Raw genomic sequence first — 17161 nt, forward strand, 5'->3', positions numbered from 1 at the left:
TATGCACCGGTGCGCCATCGAACGCGACTTTCTATTATTTGTGGTGCCCGCACTACAGATTTCTCGCCGTAGCGGAGAGGAAATTATGTCTGAAAGATTACGTGAACCGAGCAAAGGATTATCTGGTAAAGCAATGCGCCGTGTAGTAATTGGAAGTTTTGCTGGCGCGCTACTTGAATGGTATGACTTTTTTATTTTTGGTACTGCTGCGGGCCTTGTTTTTGCGCCTTTATTTTTTCCTGACAGCGACCCCTTAATTGGTTTAATTGCCTCTTTCGCAACGTTTGGTGTAGGTTTTTTATCCCGCCCGTTGGGGGGGATTGTGTTCGGTCATTTTGGCGATAAGGTTGGTCGAAAAATAACGCTTATCTGGACGCTGGGTATTATAGGAACATCAACATTTTTAATAGGATTTCTTCCTGTATACAAGGACATTGGCATTTGGGCTCCTTTGTTGTTGATGTTACTTCGCCTGATTCAGGGGTTTGGACTAGGAGGTGAATACGGAGGCGCTGCTCTGATGACCATCGAATCCGCACCGGAGGAAAAACGCGGGTTCCTTGGATCTTTACCCCAAATGGCTGCATCTGTTGGCATTATGCTGGCAACGGGGGTTTTTACGCTTTGCGATTACTTCCTCACTCAGGAACAGTTTCTTTCGTGGGGATGGCGTATTCCATTTTGGTTATCTGCAGTGATGTTGATCGTCGGTATGTTTATTCGTTTGCACACCGAAGAAACGTTGGATTTCAGAAAACGCCAGCAGTCTAAATCCCAGGAAAAAGCATCGCTGCCATTAATTGAGCTATTTCGTAAACACCCGCGCAATATTCTTTTAGCCACAGGAGCCAGACTGGCTGAAAGCGTCTCATCTAATATCATCAACGCGTTTGGTATTGTGTATATATCTAGCCAATTGGCCTTGTCCAGAGATATACCATTGACAGGGATGCTCATTGCGTCGGTAGTTGGGACGTTGTGCTGTCCGCTGATGGGATGGCTTTCCGACCGCTTTGGGCAACGACTTATTTACCTGATAGGTGCTGGTTTTTGCGTACTTTTCGCTTTCCCATTTTTCATGTTATTGGGAACAAAAAGCACGCTGATTATCTGGTGCAGTATGACTCTGGGTTATAGCCTTGGTCCAACCATGATGTTTGCCGTTCAGCCAACGATGTTTGCACGTATGTTCGGTACAAGCGTCCGCTATACCGGCCTTTCCTTTGCTTACCAATTATCAGCCATTCTGGGGGGATTAAGCCCATTAATTGCCTCCAGCCTGCTGGCACTTGGCGATGGGAAACCGGGGTACGTAGCAAGTTTTTTACTGGTGATCTCTGTCCTTTCCTTTACCTGCACTTGGTTGATTAAGCCACAACATCTCAACGAAAACGTTGTAAGTACATTCACTGATTCTGGATTCGATACAAGGAAACAACCTCATGAGCGATAAAGGAAATGATAAACATCAACGGGCATTAATGCAGGCTTTTGATACTCCCTGGCCGGGGCCGACGGGAATACCTGTGATGCTTGAAAATGAACAGATAAAACTCTGCGTCGTGCCTCAGGATGGAGCGAGGATAACATCCTTGCAGGCGTTTGGGGCCGAGGTACTCAGGCAGTGGCATTCCGAACGCCGTGCTTTTCAGTATGGCTGTTTTCCGATGGTTCCTTGGGTAGGAAGATTAGGGTATTCCACCCTGCGAGTGGGAGATGAAACTTATATCCTGCCTGCCAATAAGCCACCTCATGCACTGCATGGAATGGCGTGTTATTCATCATGGGATATTGTTAGCCAGACATCTGAGACATTGATATTGCGCTGCCATCCAGGTGCACCCTGGCCCTGGAAATGTGAGATCCTGCAGACGATCGCCCTGGCGGAGAATACGGTTGCGCTCAGGCTTGAAATTCATGCGATTGGAGACAGTTTTCCTGCGTCGGCGGGCTGGCATCCCTGGTTCAACAAAAAATTGGGCCAGGGAAATGAGCTACGGGTTTCTTTTTCCCCTGACTGGCAGGAAGAAGCAGGCAACGATGAATTACCGTCAGGGAACAGAGTATCGCCGCAACCCGGTCCGTGGGATGACTGCTTTGGTTTTGAGCAGGGTATTCATGCCACGTTGAGTTGGCCAGGCCGATTACGCATGGAGATGACTTCAGGTTCGCAGAGTCTGGTGATTTTTGACAAGCAACCGGATGCCACTTGTGTCAACCCGATGACTCAGGCACCAAATGCAATTAACAAAACTCCGCAGTTTGTTCACCCGGAAAAGCCTCTGGTTATTGAAAGTTTCTGGACCTTCATTGCCGAAAATGCGGAGTGAATGGGGATATTAATGCGTTGAGTTTTCGACGTGTTGTTTTAACAAACAAAAGCAAATAACGTTTGCTAATCGCCCCTGAAGCCCGCGCCTGACGCGGGCTTTTTTTTGCCCGCAGCGGACCTCTGCCGTCTGCGCGCGATGTCAATCACTATTCCTTTTGGACCACGTTTAAATCTAAGAAAGTAGACAATTGTCGAATTTTCATCTTAAAGTCTCCCTCCTGGTACTAGACAATACTGGTGCTAAGTTATCAAATAGTTAAATAACATTTCGCCGTATGTAAAAAATCGGTCAGGTACATCACTGACCGGCGTACATCGCGGTGCTCACAGGCACGACGACATACTTTTTCGGGAGAATTATGCAATCCTCTGTAAATCAAAAAGAAAGCCGAACTTTCTTCGGTCATCCTTATCCCCTTGGCTCGCTGTTTTTCACCGAAATGTGGGAGCGATTCTCGTTTTACGGCATTCGCCCGCTGCTGATCCTGTTTATGGCGGCCACCGTGTACGACGGCGGCATGGGGCTGGCGCGCGAAAACGCGTCGGCGATCGTCGGTATTTTTGCCGGCGCGATGTATCTTGCCGCGCTGCCGGGCGGCTGGCTGGCGGATAACTGGCTCGGTCAGCAGAAAGCGGTCTGGTACGGCTCGATTCTGATAGCGCTCGGCCACCTGTCGATTGCGCTTTCTGCGGTGATGGGGAACAACCTGTTCTTTATCGGCCTGATGTTTATTGTGCTCGGCTCTGGTCTGTTCAAGACCTGTATCTCGGTCATGGTGGGGACGCTGTATAAAAAAGGCGATGCGCGTCGCGATGGCGGTTTTTCGCTGTTTTATATGGGCATCAACATGGGGTCGTTTATCGCGCCGCTTATCTCCGGCTGGCTGATTAAAACGCACGGCTGGCACTGGGGCTTTGGTATCGGCGGTATCGGGATGCTGGTGGCGCTGGTCATCTTCCGCCTGTTTGCCGTACCGGCGATGAAGCGCTATGACCGCGAAGTCGGCCTCGACTCCACCTGGAACAGCCCGATTGCGAAGAAAAACGGCGTTGGCGGCTGGCTGCTGGCGCTGGCGGTTGGGGTCGCGGTTATTATTACGCTGATAGCCCAGGGCGTGATTGTGATTAACCCGGTGGCGGTGGCCAGCGTGCTGGTTTACGTCATTGCGGCGTCCGTCGCCCTCTATTTTATCTGGCTGTTCGCGTTTGCGGGCCTGACGCGAAAAGAGCGCGCCAGGCTGCTGGTCTGCTTTATTCTGCTGGTATCCGCCGCCTTCTTCTGGTCGGCATTTGAGCAAAAACCGACGTCGTTTAACCTGTTCGCCAACGACTATACGAACCGCATGATCGGTGATTTTGAAATCCCCGCGGTGTGGTTCCAGTCGGTCAACGCGCTGTTTATCATCCTGCTGGCGCCGGTCTTCAGCTGGGCATGGCCGAAGCTGGCGAGCATGAATATTCGTCCGGGCAGCATTACTAAGTTCGTCATCGGCATTTTGTGCGCTGCAGCGGGCTTTGGCCTGATGATGCTGGCCGCGCAGAACGTGCTGCACAATGGCGGAGCGGGCGTATCGCCGCTATGGCTGGTGGGCAGTATCCTGATGCTGACGCTTGGCGAGCTGTGCCTGAGCCCGATTGGCCTGGCGACCATGACGCTGCTGGCGCCGGAAAGAATGCGCGGTCAGATGATGGGCCTGTGGTTCTGCGCCAGCGCGCTGGGTAACCTGGCGGCGGGTCTGATCGGCGGCCATGTGAAAGCCGATCAGCTCAATATGCTGCCGGATCTCTTCGCGCGTTGCTCCGTCGCGCTGCTGATTTGTGCGGCGGTACTGATTGTCCTCATTGTTCCGGTTCGCCGTATGCTGGAAAATGCGCAAACCAAAACTGAGCAAAAGCCGGTAACAAGCGCCTGATAGCAACCCGACTCGGCCGGGGCATGCGTGATGTCCCGGCGTTTTACGACACGAGGAGGGAATATGCAGTTAGGGTTTATCGGGCTTGGCGCCGTCGTTGAAACGGCATACCTGCCCGCATTACGTCATCTGTTTGGCGATTCGCTACGCTGTTTCGGTTTTGATCTCCAGCCCGCCAGGCGGCCTGCAGGCGTAACGCGCTGCGCGACGCTTGCTGAACTTCTCTCTGAGCCCCTTGATACCCTGTTTATTACCACCGGATCCCTGCATCATCTGGAGGTGCTTGAACAGGTTCTGCGCGCGCCTGTCCCGCGTATTGTGGTCGAAAAACCGATAGTCGCCACGCTTGCCCAAATTGCAAAACTGAAAACCTGGCTGGCGATGCCCGGCGTCGCCTCTCGCGTGCTGGCGCTCGATCACTGGATGGCGCGTCTCGGGGCGGTACAGCATGTGCCGATCGGCAACGTTTCCGACATCGTCAGAATCGAAGGATTCCTTCAGGAGCCGAGCGGGTTTAACGCGGCCGGGGAACCGATAGCGCTCAATTTCGCCACCGGCGAGCCGGATACGCGTACGTTCCGTCATCCTGATGGCGTGATTGTGGATATTGGCACCCACGTGCTGGCGATGCTGCGCGAAACGCTACGCTATCTTGGCGGGAGTGATGATATGGCCCTGCGGCTGATGAGCGCCAAAGACCGGCTGGGGCGCGATATCGCCACAGGCGATCTGACCACCGCGGAGGGGGAAGCGCATCTTCAGGGGCATATCAGCGGCGTGCCGGTGGATATCTGGCTCAACAAATATGCAGGCCCGTCAGGCGGCCAGAAAGGGTTACGGCTCTATCTGCGCGATGGGCGCATCATCAGCCACGATCGGCGCGGCGCAGAAGACGTGCTGGCGCTGATGAATGGCGACGATACTGAACGCTGGAGCATTCCAGGAACGATTTACGAGCACTGCCTGGCGGAACACATTTTGGGCGCGAAAAGCCTGTTTGAACGCGATCCGCAGGAGGTAGCGCGCACGACGCTGCGCCGGCTTGAAGAGATTGAATGCCTGCTGCGCCTACAGCAACAGCTGCGTGGCCCTCATTGAGCGCATCGTGTTAACATCAGTACAGTATGAATTTTCTGTAAAGGAGTCACCATGTCGATAACCTGCCCGGATTGCCATGCGGAGCTGGAACCGCAAAACGGTGTGGCGCACTGCGATCGCTGCAATAAAGATATTCCGCTGGAAGCCCGCTGCCCGGAGTGCCACAAGCCGCTCCAGGTGTTAAAAGCGTGCGGCGCGGTGGATTATTTCTGCCAGCACGGCCATGGTTTAATCTCTAAAAAACGTGTCGAGTTCGTACCGGTTTAAACCGGTTTTTTCCGGCGCGTTTTTTTCGCCGTCGTCACACCTTTCACTTCGCTTTCCACCCAGCCGTCGGACAGGCGGGTGGTGAGCAGATCGCCGGCTTTCACCTGTTTGGTTTGTTTCAGCACATTACCGTCCATCGCGGTGGTCACGCTATAGCCGCGCGCCAGCGTGGACAGCGGGCTGACCGCCTCCAGATGGGTGACGGCGTTGCCAAACCGCTCGCGGGTGGCGCTCAGACGGGCGCGCGCGTTTTCCACCAGACGGTATTCCAGCTGCTGAATGCGTGTCTGCGCGCGATGAATGCGCGGCTGCGGGTTTTGCTGATTAAGGCGCTGGGTGATGCGCTGCTGGCGCTGGCCGGCACGCCTGAGCTGGTTATCGAGCGCGAAGGACATCCGCTGGCGCAGGCGTTCCAGCACCGTTTGCTGGCGCGCCAGACGCAGCTGCGGATGCTGCTGCTGCAGGCGATGGTGAAGCTGGGTAAAGCGGCGGGTGCGGTTGGCGAGGAAATAATCCATCGCCATCTCCAGCCGCTGCTGTCCGTTCTGCAGCTGGCGCAACAGCTCCAGCTGATTGCGGCTCACCACTTCTGCTGCGGCCGATGGCGTCGGCGCGCGTAAATCCGCCACGAAATCGGCAATGGTTACGTCCGTTTCGTGGCCGACGGCGCTCACCACGGGGATGAGGCTTGCGAATATCGCCCGCGCCACGCGCTCGTCGTTAAAGCTCCACAGGTCTTCAAGCGATCCGCCGCCGCGCCCGACGATAAGCACGTCGCACTCCTGGCGCGCGTTCGCCAGCTCAATGGCGCGCACAATCTGCCCCGGCGCATCGTCACCCTGCACGGCGGTTGGGTAGATAATAATCGGCAGGGAAGGGTCGCGGCGCTTCAGTACGTGCAAAATATCGTGCAGCGCCGCGCCAGTTTTGGAGGTAATCACCCCGACGCAGCGGGCCGGCGAGGGCAGCGGTTGTTTGCACTGCTGGTCGAACAACCCCTCTTGCGAGAGTTGTGCTTTTAGCTGCTCATATTTCTGCTGCAGCAGGCCTTCGCCCGCAGGCTGCATGCTTTCGACGATAATCTGGTAGTCGCCGCGCGGCTCATACAGGGTGATATTGGCGCGAACCAGCACCTGCTGGCCGTGCTGCGGACGAAACGTCACCCGGCGGTTGCTGTTGCGAAACATCGCGCAGCGGACCTGGGCATTATCGTCTTTAAGCGTAAAGTACCAGTGGCCGGATGACGGCTGCGTGAAGTTAGAGATCTCTCCGCTGATCCAGACCTGTCCCATTTCCTGCTCAAGCAGCAAACGAACCGTTTGATTAAGGCGGCTGACGGTAAAGATTGAGGGGGATTGAGAGGGTAACATGTGAGCGAGATCAAATTCTAAATCAGCAGGTTATTCAGTCGAATATAACCCGCTGAGGAACAAGCGCAAGCATTATTTGCAAAAAAGTGTGGATGCAACCGATTACGCTCTGTATAATGCCACGGCAATATTTAACTACCCCCAGGTCAGAGATATTGCCCATGTTACGTATCGCTAAAGAAGCACTGACGTTTGACGACGTCCTCCTCGTTCCCGCTCACTCCACCGTTCTGCCGAATACTGCCGATCTCAGCACGCAGTTGACGAAAACCATTCGCCTGAACATTCCTATGCTCTCTGCGGCAATGGACACCGTGACCGAAGCGCGCCTGGCTATTGCCCTGGCACAGGAAGGCGGCATTGGCTTTATCCACAAAAACATGTCTATCGAGCGCCAGGCTGCAGAAGTGAAGCGCGTGAAAAAGCATGAGTCCGGCGTGGTGACTGACCCGCAGACCGTGCTGCCGACCACCACCCTGCGCGAAGTGAAAGAGCTGACCGAGCGCAACGGTTTTGCCGGTTACCCGGTAGTGACCGAAGGCAACGAGCTGGTCGGTATCATTACCGGCCGCGACGTGCGCTTCGTGACCGACCTGAACCAGCCGGTCAGCGTCTACATGACCCCGAAAGAGCGTCTGGTCACCGTTCGCGAAGGTGAAGCCCGCGAAGTGGTCTTCGCGAAAATGCACGAAAAACGCGTTGAGAAAGCGCTGGTCGTTGACGGCAGCTTCCATCTGCGCGGCATGATCACCGTAAAAGACTTCCAGAAAGCAGAACGTAAACCGAACGCCTGTAAGGACGAGCATGGCCGTCTGCGCGTCGGTGCGGCGGTTGGCGCCGGTGCGGGCAACGAAGAGCGCGTTGACGCGCTGGTGGCGGCAGGCGTTGACGTGCTGCTGATCGACTCCTCTCACGGCCACTCCGAAGGCGTGCTGCAGCGCATTCGCGAAACCCGTGCGAAATACCCTGACCTGCAGATCATCGGCGGCAACGTGGCGACCGGCGCCGGCGCTCGCGCGCTGGCTGAAGCGGGCTGTAGCGCGGTGAAAGTCGGCATCGGCCCTGGCTCCATCTGTACCACCCGCATCGTGACCGGCGTGGGCGTTCCGCAGATCACCGCCGTTTCCGACGCGGTTGAAGCGCTGGAAGGTACCGGTATTCCGGTAATCGCCGACGGCGGTATCCGCTTCTCCGGCGACATCGCTAAAGCAATCGCCGCAGGCGCCGCTGCCGTGATGGTTGGCTCCATGCTGGCCGGTACTGAAGAATCCCCGGGCGAAATCGAACTCTACCAGGGCCGTTCTTACAAATCTTACCGCGGTATGGGTTCTCTGGGCGCGATGTCCAAAGGCTCCTCCGACCGTTACTTCCAGACCGATAACGCCGCCGACAAGCTGGTGCCGGAAGGTATCGAAGGCCGCGTCGCCTATAAAGGCCGCCTGAAAGAGATTATCCATCAGCAGATGGGCGGCCTGCGCTCCTGTATGGGGCTGACCGGCTGTGGTACCATTGACCTGCTGCGTACACAGGCGGAGTTTGTACGCATCAGCGGTGCGGGCATTCAGGAAAGCCACGTTCACGACGTGACCATCACCAAAGAGTCCCCGAACTACCGTCTGGGATCCTGATTTTCTTCGCCCGACCTCGCGTCGGGCGATTTATTTAATCTGTTTCACTTGCCTCGGAATTAGCGTCAATGACGGAAAATATTCATAAACATCGTATCCTCATCCTGGATTTCGGCTCTCAGTATACCCAGCTGGTAGCGCGTCGCGTGCGTGAGCTTGGCGTGTACTGCGAGCTGTGGGCCTGGGATGTTACGGAAGCACAGATTCGCGAATTCAACCCAAGCGGCATCATTCTTTCCGGCGGCCCGGAAAGCACCACCGAAGACAACAGCCCGCGCGCGCCGCAGTACGTGTTTGACGCTGGCGTGCCGGTATTCGGCGTCTGCTACGGCATGCAGACCATGGCGATGCAGCTGGGCGGCCACGTAGAAGGCTCTAACGAGCGTGAGTTCGGCTACGCGCAGGTTGAAGTGAAAACCGACAGCGCCCTGATTCGCGGTATCGAAGACGCGCTGACCGCAGACGGCAAACCGCTGCTGGACGTGTGGATGAGCCACGGCGATAAGGTGACCGCCATCCCGGCGGGCTTCGTAACCGTTGCCAGCACCGAAACCTGCCCGTACGCCATTATGGCGAATGAAGAAAAACGCTTCTACGGCGTGCAGTTCCACCCGGAAGTGACCCACACCCGTCAGGGTATGCGCATGCTGGAGCGCTTCGTGCGCGACATCTGCCAGTGTGAAGCCCTGTGGACTCCGGCTAAAATCATCGACGACGCCGTTGAGCGCATCCGCCAGCAGGTTGGCGATGATAAGGTGATCCTCGGCCTGTCCGGCGGCGTTGACTCCTCCGTGACCGCGATGCTGCTGCACCGCGCTATCGGTAAAAACCTGACCTGCGTCTTCGTCGACAACGGTCTGCTGCGCCTGAACGAAGCCCAGCAGGTGATGGACATGTTCGGCGACCACTTCGGTCTGAACATCGTTCACGTGGAAGGCGAGAAGCGCTTCCTCGACGCGCTGGCGGGTGAAAACGATCCAGAAGCCAAACGTAAAATCATTGGCCGCGTGTTCGTTGAAGTGTTCGACGAAGAAGCGCTGAAGCTGGAAGACGTGAAATGGCTGGCGCAGGGCACTATCTACCCTGACGTTATTGAATCCGCGGCCTCCGCCACCGGTAAAGCGCACGTCATCAAATCTCACCACAACGTGGGCGGCCTGCCGAAAGAGATGAAGATGGGGCTGGTCGAACCGCTGCGCGAGCTGTTCAAAGACGAAGTGCGTAAGATTGGTCTGGAGCTGGGTCTGCCGTACGACATGCTGTACCGTCACCCGTTCCCGGGGCCAGGTCTGGGCGTGCGCGTGCTGGGCGAAGTGAAGAAAGAGTACTGCGACCTGCTGCGTCGTGCGGACGCTATCTTCATCGAAGAGCTGCACAAAGCTGACCTGTACAACAAAGTAAGCCAGGCGTTCACCGTGTTCCTGCCGGTTCGCTCTGTAGGCGTGATGGGCGATGGCCGTAAATACGACTGGGTTGTTTCCCTGCGTGCGGTCGAAACCATCGACTTTATGACCGCGCACTGGGCGCACCTGCCGTACGACTTCTTAGGCCGCGTGTCTAACCGCATCATCAACGAAGTGAACGGCATTTCCCGCGTGGTGTATGACATCAGCGGTAAGCCGCCGGCGACGATTGAGTGGGAATGATTTCGCGTCTGGCAACAGCCTGCACGTATAAGCAGTAAAACACCTCTAAGCCCGTGTAATAGCGGGCTTTTTTGTTTTCGCATCTGGCTTGTGGTTTAAATATGGTCTATATTAAAACCAGGATATGACCTTCAGGTGGACGAATCATGAAAATAGAGACAATCAGCTACGTTAAAAAAAACGCGGCGACGCTGGATCTGTCAGAACCCATCCTGGTCACGCAAAATGGTGTGCCTGCTTATGTTATAGAGTCCTGGGAGCAGCAGCAGGAACGGGAAAACGCTATTGCTTTGCTGAAGCTGCTTACCCTGTCAGAGAAAGATAAGGCTGAAGGGCACGTCTTCTCAAAAAACCAGTTGCTGGATGGAATTGCGGATTAAACGCAGCGTGCTCAACGTTAAGGGACTTCCATGGAAAAGCAGGTGACCTTTGAGTACACGCTTACGGTAAAGCTCTGCATCGATACAATCGCGGGTTTCCTCCGGCGTGTTGATGTTGAGCCGCGTCCGGTTATCGCAGATATACTCACAGAGTTTGAGCGTACTGTTGGCCAGTTTCCGCTGGGATGCCAGATTTGTCCTGAGCTGCTGAAAATTGGCTGTGCCAGGTATCGGGAGTTTAACCACGCTGAAGGCTACCGGGTTTTATATTCAGTAGACGGAACGTTAGTGACAGCACATGCTGTTTTGTCACATCGACAGGACATCCAGCAACTGCTGTTTAAACGTCTAATCATGGTCTGAAAATATTTCTGCTGGGCTACACAACGTTTGCATGACCGACACAAAGCCAAAACATCGTAGGCCCGGTAAGCGTTAGCGCCACCGGGCGATTGCAGTCAGACTTCCTCTGTCTTTACAGAATTACTTAAATACCGGCGTTTCGGTCTAGAAGCGCGCGCTGCTTCCCTCCGGCGCCAGCCATATCGTGCCCGCAGGGGTAACGCTGGTTGCTGTGGAAGGCCACAGCGCGCAATGGCAGGTGGGGATTGCCTGGAACCCGTTAGTTCAGGATGTGGTGCGGGAGCGTTTTATCGACGCTGTGGTTCAGGACGCCTGACTTTTCGCACTCCCCAGCTGATACGCCAGCGCCACCACCAGCGACTGCACCAGGCACAGCGTGGCGGACTGGGAGCGAAACGCGTCCACCTGCGCCTCTTTCACCACAAAGCAGAGATCGCTAAAGGTGGCGAGCGGGCTTATCTGGCTGTCGGTAATGACTATCTGCCGCGCGCCCGCGCTGGCGGCGGTTTCGCTGACCATCACCGTCTCCTCCGCGTAGGGGGAGAAGCTAATCGATACCACAATATCGCGCGCTTTGATGCGGTTGATCTGCTCGCGCAGCATCCCGCCCATGCCGTCGAGCAGGACGGGGCGGCAGTCGAGGTGGCTCAGCGCGTAGGTTAAATAGGCGGCGACGCTAAACGAGCGGCGCAGACCGGCGATGTAAATGGTGTCGGCTTCCGCCAGCAGCTGCACGGCGCGCTCCAGCATCTCCGGTTCGGCGCGGGCGGCCAGCTGCTGTAGCGCCTGGGCGTTGGAGCGGGCAAACTCCTGCAGGATATCCAGCGGCGTTTCCGGCACGGCCTCGCTCTCCATCTCGCGGAACATCCGCGCGCGGTCGCTGTAGCTGGCGGTTTCTTCCACCAGGTTCATACGAAATAGCTGTTTCATTTCGTTGAAGCCGGTGAAGTCAAACGCGTTGGCAAAGCGGATAAGCGTCGACGGTGGCACCCCGGCGCGCTCGGCGATGACGGCAACCGTATCGAACGCCACGCTGTTGGTATTGTCCAGCACGTAGCGGGATACCTGCTGCAGCCTTTTGCTCAGGCTGTCGTAGCGGCTGCGGATTTGTTGCTGTAGCTCATTCAGGCTGGATGCTGTCGTCATTTTACCCCCATTGCATAGTTCTCTGATTCTAAACGCTACACCGCGTTTTTAAAATGTCGGTCATTCAGACCGCGTAAAAATGAAACAACAGCTTCAGCCAGGGATGGTCTGAATTCTCTGGATCGCGCAGGCGATGACGGTGATGCTGGTCATTAACATAAAAACCCATGCTTGATCACAATAATTAATTTTTGTTTTATTTCAACTTAAAATGAAATGTTTATTTCATGTATGGTGTTCAGGTCACAGTCACATATCAACAGCGAGAGGTTCAGGATGGAGACGGTAGCAAATTTTATTCACGGCGAATGTGTCACCGGTTCAGGCCAGCGCGTGCAGGCAATCTTCAACCCGGCCACCGGCGAACAAATTCGCCAGGTGGTGATGAGCACGGCGCAGGAAACGGAGCAGGCCGTTGCCGCCGCCGCGCGGGCGTTCCCCGCCTGGGCCCGCCAGTCGCCGCTCAAACGCGCGCGGGTGATGTTCCGCTTTAAGGTGCTGCTTGAGCAGCACATGGGCGCGCTGGCCCGGCTCATCAGCGAAGAACATGGCAAAGTGTACTCCGATGCGGTAGGCGAGCTGACCCGTGGTCTTGAGGTGGTGGAGTTTGCCTGCGGGATCCCGCATCTGCAAAAGGGGGAGCACTCCGCTAACGTGGGAACCGGCGTCGACAGCCACTCGCTGATGCAGCCGCTGGGCGTATGCGCGGGGATCACGCCGTTTAACTTCCCGGCGATGGTGCCGATGTGGATGTTCCCGATTGCGCTGGCGACCGGCAACACTTTTGTGCTGAAGCCGTCAGAGAAAGACCCTTCGCTGGCGCTGGCGCTGGCGAAACTGCTGAAAGAGGCCGGGCTGCCGGACGGCGTGTTCAACGTCGTGCAGGGGGATAAGGAGTCTGTTGACGTCCTGCTGACCGACCCGCGCGTGCAGGCGGTGAGCTTTGTCGGCTCGACGCCGATTGCCGAATACATTTATCAGACCGCATCCGCGCACGGTAAGCGCTGTCAGGCGCTGGGCGGGGCGAAAAACCACTGCATCCTGATGCCGGATGCCGATATGGAGATGGCGACCAATGCCATCATGGGCGCCGCGTACGGCGCGGCGGGCGAACGCTGTATGGCGCTCTCGGTGGTGCTGGCGGTGGGGGATAAGACGGCCGATGACCTGTGCGCGCGGCTGGAGACGCAGATTGCCGCGCTGCGGGTCGGGCCGGGGCTCGACCAGACGCCGGAGAATGAGATGGGTCCGCTTATCTCCGCCGCCCATCGCGCTAAGGTGCTGGGCTATATCGACAGCGGCGAGGCGCAGGGGGCGACGCTGCGCACGGATGGCCGCCGTTTTCATGTCAAAGGGCATGAGCAGGGCTATTTCGTCGGCCCGACGCTGTTCGATAACGTCACCGCCGACATGACTATCTACAAAGAGGAGATTTTTGGCCCGGTGCTTTCTGTGGTGCGCGTTGCAGATTACGCCAGCGCGGTGGAACTGATTAACCGTCATGAATATGGTAATGGCACGGCGATTTTCACCCGCGACGGCGGCTGCGCGCGTCGCTTCTGCGAAGAGGTTCAGGCGGGGATGGTCGGCGTTAACGTACCGATTCCGGTGCCCATGGCGTTTCACAGCTTTGGCGGCTGGAAGCGCTCTGTTTTCGGGCCGCTCAACGTTCACGGCAGCGACGGCGTCCGCTTCTATACCCGGATGAAGACCGTGACCGCCCGCTGGCCTGAAATGCAGCAGGATACCGGCGCCGCGTTCTCCATGCCGACACTGGGCTGACAGGAGGGATTATGAACACCGAACGTATGACCATGGCGCAGGCGCTGGTCAAATTCCTTAATCAACAGTATGTCTGCGTCGACGGGCAGGAGACGCCCTTCGTGGAGGGCGTGGCGACGATTTTCGGCCACGGCAACGTGCTCGGTATCGGGCAGGCGCTGGAGCAGGATGCAGGCCATCTGAAGGTCATGCAGGGCTGCAACGAGCAGGGGATGGCGCATATGGCGACCGGGTTTGCGAAGCAGCACCGCCGTCTGCGCATTTTTGCCGTCACCTCGTCGGTCGGCCCGGGCGCGGCCAACATGGTGACGGCGGCGGCGACCGCCACGGCGAACCGCATTCCGCTGCTGCTGCTGCCGGGAGATATTTACGCCAGCCGTCAGCCGGACCCGGTGCTGCAGCAAATCGAGCAGTATCACGACCTCAGCATCAGCACCAACGACTGCTTCCGTCCGGTCTCCCGCTACTGGGATCGCATCAACCGCCCGGAGCAGCTGATGAGCGCGATGCTCAACGCCATGCGCACGCTCACCGATCCGGCGGTCACCGGCGCGGTGACGATTTGCCTGCCGCAGGACGTGCAGGGCGAAGCCTGGGATTACCCGCAAAGCTTCTTCGCCCGCCGGGTGCACTATATCGAACGCCGCCCGCCGGACGCGCAGCGTCTGGCGATGGCGCAGGCGCTGATTGCCCGCAAACGCCGTCCGCTGGTGGTGTGCGGCGGCGGGGTTCGCTACTCGGGCGCGAATGATGCGTTTCGCGAATTCGTCGAGACGCTGCAGCTGCCGTTCGCCGAAACCCAGGCCGGAAAAGGCGCGCTGGCCAGCGATCATCCGCTGAACCTCGGCGGTATCGGCGTCACCGGCGGGCTGGCGGCGAACCGGCTGGCGCCGCAGGCGGATCTGGTGATCGGCGTCGGCACGCGGCTGACCGATTTCACCACCGGGTCGAAAGCGCTGTTCTCCCATCCTGACGTCGACTTCCTGCTGCTCAACGCGGCGGAGTTCGACGCCTTAAAGCTCGACGCCACGGCGCTGGTGGCCGACGCCCGCACCGGGCTTTCGCTATTGACGCAGGCGCTGAAGGGCTATCGCAGCGGCTGGGGCGATGAAACCGCACAGGCGAAAGCCGCCTGGCAGGACGAGTGCCGCCGCCTGTGGGCGCGGGCGTGGACCCCCGGCGAGGCGCCGGAAATCGCCGGGCATCTTGATGCGCAGCTGCGCGAATATGGCGAGACGCTCAGCACCCGGCTGACCCAGACGCGGGTGCTGGGGCTTATCAACCAGCATATTGAAGATAACGCCATTGTGGTCGGCGCGGCGGGCTCGCTGCCGGGGGATTTACAGCGGCTGTGGCAGGTCAAAACGCCCGATAGCTATCATCTGGAGTACGGCTACTCCTGCATGGGCTACGAGATTGCCGCCGCCGTTGGCGCGAAGCTCGCTATGCCGCAGCAGCCGGTCTATGCCATGGTGGGCGACGGCTCGTACATGATGCTGCACTCCGAGCTGCAAACGGCGGTGCAGGAGGGCATTAAAATCACCGTTCTGCTGTTTGATAACGCCGGATTCGGCTGCATCAACAATCTGCAAATGGGGCACGGGATGGGCAGCTTCGGCACCGAAAACCGTCACCGCAACCCGCAAACCGGGCAGCTTGACGGGCCGCTGGTGAAGGTGGATTTCGCGCAGAATGCCGAAAGCTACGGCTGCCGCGCGTGGCGGGTGCACGACGAGCAAAGCCTGCTGGCGGCGCTGGCGGAATCCCGGGCCCATCCGGGGCCAGCGCTGCTGGATATCAAGGTGCTGCCGAAAACCATGACCCACGACTATGCCGCCTGGTGGCGAACCGGCGACGCGCAGGTGGCGGCATCGCCTGCGGTACGCGACGCCGCGGAGCAGACCCAGGCGCAGGTGAAAAACGCGCGTCAGTATTAAGTTTTCCCGCCTTAACGAAATTTTTATTTCATTTTTCTTTCCCCTCACCCTAACCCTCTCCCTCAGGGAGAGGGGACGGCCCGGTGCGGTTTTTACTCCCTCTCCCGTGGGGAGAGGGCCGGGGTGAGGGAAAGATGTACTTCCTTCCGTGTTGTGAGATTGATAACAAAATTTATCTCATTCATCTCAAAACTGTTAACTCACACTCAAAAAACATAATTTTCACTATTTATAAAAATGAAATAAATGTTTTATTTGTGGGGTCGTTAGTTCACCGCATTCACCAACACCGGGAGCCGTTATGTTTAACATTGCTTTACTGGGCGCTGGCCGTATCGGCCAGGTACATGCAGCTAACATCGCCACCCACAAAGCGACGACGCTGTGGTCCGTCGTCGATCCCAACCACGAATTCGCCGCGCGTCTCGCCACGCAGTATCAGGCCCGCCTGCAGAGTATCGACGAGGCGATGGCCGACCCTAACGTTCACGCGGTGCTGATCGCCTCGGCGACCGACACCCATGCCGATCTGATTGAGCTGGCCGCCCGTCACGGCAAGGCCATCTTCTGTGAAAAACCGGTCCATCTGGATCTGGCGCGCGTGCGCGACTGCCTGAAGGTGGTCAATGAGTACGACGTGCCGCTGTTTATCGGCTTTAACCGCCGTTTCGATCCGCAGTTCCGTCGCGTAAAAACCGACGCTCTGGCCGGGCGGATCGGCACGCCGGAATCGCTGGTGATCATCTCCCGCGACCCGTCGCCGCCGCCGGCGGACTACGTGCGCGTGTCCGGCGGTATGTTCCGCGACATGACCATCCACGATTTCGATATGGCGCGCTTTATCATGGGCGAAGAGCCGGTATCGGTGTACGCCCAGGGCAGCAACCTGGTCGACCCGGCTATTGGCGCCGCGGGCGATATCGATACCGCGTTTATCGTCCTCAAGTACGCCTCCGGCGCGATGGCGACCATCGTCAACAGCCGCCGCTCCGCCTACGGCTACGACCAGCGCCTTGAGCTGCACGGCTCGGAAGGGCTGCTGTGCGCGGGTAATATTCTGGAAAACCAGGTGCAGCACTACGGTCAAAACGGCTGCACCAGCGCGTTGCCGGAACACTTCTTCCTGCAACGTTACCAATCCGCCTACGCCGCGGAATGGGAGCACTTTGTCGCTGTCCTGCGCGGCGAAGCGGTTCCTGAATGCAGCGGCGACGATGGTGAACGGGCGCTGTATCTGGCGGATAAAGCGCTGGAGTCGCTGCATAGCCAGCGAGAAGTCTCCCTCTAATAAGACTAATA

At 57.5% G+C, this 17161-nt stretch carries 15 protein-coding genes; 13 read left to right on the forward strand and 2 right to left on the reverse strand.

What is annotated here, in order from left to right; translation table 11 throughout:
- Window positions 1–85: 85 nt before the first annotated feature.
- From ENTCL_RS06195 to ENTCL_RS06215, 5 genes are all read left to right on the forward strand, one after another.
- Entirely contained in the window at window positions 86–1453 is a 1368-nt protein-coding gene (locus tag ENTCL_RS06195; RefSeq protein ID WP_013365259.1) for an MFS transporter, read from the forward strand.
- Window positions 1443–2330, forward strand: a complete 888-nt coding sequence (locus tag ENTCL_RS06200; RefSeq protein ID WP_013365260.1) for an aldose epimerase family protein — start codon at window positions 1443–1445, stop codon at window positions 2328–2330. Before ENTCL_RS06195 ends, ENTCL_RS06200 begins: the two co-directional genes overlap by 11 nt.
- 361 nt (window positions 2331–2691) lie before the next feature.
- Window positions 2692–4245 carry a peptide MFS transporter gene (locus ENTCL_RS06205; RefSeq protein ID WP_013365261.1) on the forward strand — a complete coding sequence of 518 codons (1554 nt, stop codon included), beginning with the start codon at window positions 2692–2694 and terminating at the stop codon, window positions 4243–4245.
- Between the two features lie 63 nt (window positions 4246–4308).
- On the forward strand, window positions 4309–5343 hold the full coding sequence (locus ENTCL_RS06210; protein WP_013365262.1) for a Gfo/Idh/MocA family oxidoreductase: 1035 nt from the start codon (window positions 4309–4311) through the stop codon (window positions 5341–5343).
- Window positions 5344–5394: 51 nt separating this feature from the next.
- Window positions 5395–5610, forward strand: coding sequence for a zinc ribbon domain-containing protein (locus ENTCL_RS06215; protein WP_013365263.1), 216 nt, complete (start codon window positions 5395–5397; stop codon window positions 5608–5610).
- On the opposite strand, the gene xseA is transcribed toward ENTCL_RS06215, so the two are convergent.
- The gene (gene xseA, locus ENTCL_RS06220) at window positions 5607–6980 is read right to left on the reverse strand and encodes an exodeoxyribonuclease VII large subunit (RefSeq protein WP_013365264.1); all 1374 of its coding nucleotides are present in this window, start codon (window positions 6978–6980) and stop codon (window positions 5607–5609) included. The genes ENTCL_RS06215 and xseA overlap by 4 nt on opposite strands.
- Before the next feature lie 161 nt (window positions 6981–7141).
- On the opposite strand from xseA, the gene guaB reads away from it, so the two are divergent.
- The 5 genes from guaB to ENTCL_RS24030 all read left to right on the forward strand — a co-directional run bounded on the left by guaB (window position 7142) and on the right by ENTCL_RS24030 (window position 11313).
- Complete coding sequence (guaB, locus tag ENTCL_RS06225; protein WP_013365265.1) at window positions 7142–8608, forward strand: IMP dehydrogenase; 1467 nt, start codon at window positions 7142–7144, stop codon at window positions 8606–8608.
- 68 nt (window positions 8609–8676) lie between these two features.
- The gene (gene guaA, locus ENTCL_RS06230; protein ID WP_013365266.1) at window positions 8677–10254 is read left to right on the forward strand and encodes a glutamine-hydrolyzing GMP synthase; all 1578 of its coding nucleotides are present in this window, start codon (window positions 8677–8679) and stop codon (window positions 10252–10254) included.
- A 146-nt stretch (window positions 10255–10400) separates the two neighbouring features.
- Window positions 10401–10634, forward strand: a complete 234-nt coding sequence (locus tag ENTCL_RS06235; RefSeq protein ID WP_013365267.1) for a type II toxin-antitoxin system Phd/YefM family antitoxin — start codon at window positions 10401–10403, stop codon at window positions 10632–10634.
- A 30-nt stretch (window positions 10635–10664) separates the two neighbouring features.
- Window positions 10665–10997, forward strand: coding sequence for a type II toxin-antitoxin system RelE/ParE family toxin (locus tag ENTCL_RS06240; RefSeq protein ID WP_013365268.1), 333 nt, complete (start codon window positions 10665–10667; stop codon window positions 10995–10997).
- Window positions 10998–11181: 184 nt separating this feature from the next.
- Window positions 11182–11313 carry a hypothetical protein gene (locus tag ENTCL_RS24030; protein ID WP_275248957.1) on the forward strand — a complete coding sequence of 44 codons (132 nt, stop codon included), beginning with the start codon at window positions 11182–11184 and terminating at the stop codon, window positions 11311–11313.
- Here ENTCL_RS24030 and ENTCL_RS06245 read toward each other — a convergent pair.
- Entirely contained in the window at window positions 11301–12143 is an 843-nt protein-coding gene (locus ENTCL_RS06245) for a MurR/RpiR family transcriptional regulator (RefSeq protein ID WP_013365269.1), read from the reverse strand. The two genes, ENTCL_RS24030 and ENTCL_RS06245, sit on opposite strands and share 13 nt — an antisense overlap.
- A 276-nt stretch (window positions 12144–12419) precedes the next feature.
- On the opposite strand from ENTCL_RS06245, the gene ENTCL_RS06250 reads away from it, so the two are divergent.
- The 3 genes from ENTCL_RS06250 (at window position 12420) to iolG (ending at window position 17150) form a co-directional block, all read left to right on the forward strand.
- A complete protein-coding gene (locus ENTCL_RS06250) occupies window positions 12420–13925 on the forward strand; it encodes a CoA-acylating methylmalonate-semialdehyde dehydrogenase (protein WP_013365270.1) in 1506 nt (501 codons plus the stop codon).
- A gap of 11 nt (window positions 13926–13936) precedes the next feature.
- Complete coding sequence (gene iolD / locus ENTCL_RS06255; protein WP_013365271.1) at window positions 13937–15862, forward strand: 3D-(3,5/4)-trihydroxycyclohexane-1,2-dione acylhydrolase (decyclizing); 1926 nt, start codon at window positions 13937–13939, stop codon at window positions 15860–15862.
- A gap of 301 nt (window positions 15863–16163) precedes the next feature.
- Window positions 16164–17150, forward strand: coding sequence for an inositol 2-dehydrogenase (gene iolG, locus ENTCL_RS06260; protein WP_013365272.1), 987 nt, complete (start codon window positions 16164–16166; stop codon window positions 17148–17150).
- Window positions 17151–17161 lie beyond the last annotated feature (11 nt).

This window comes from [Enterobacter] lignolyticus SCF1, assembly GCF_000164865.1.
GTDB lineage: Bacteria > Pseudomonadota > Gammaproteobacteria > Enterobacterales > Enterobacteriaceae > Enterobacter_B > Enterobacter_B lignolyticus.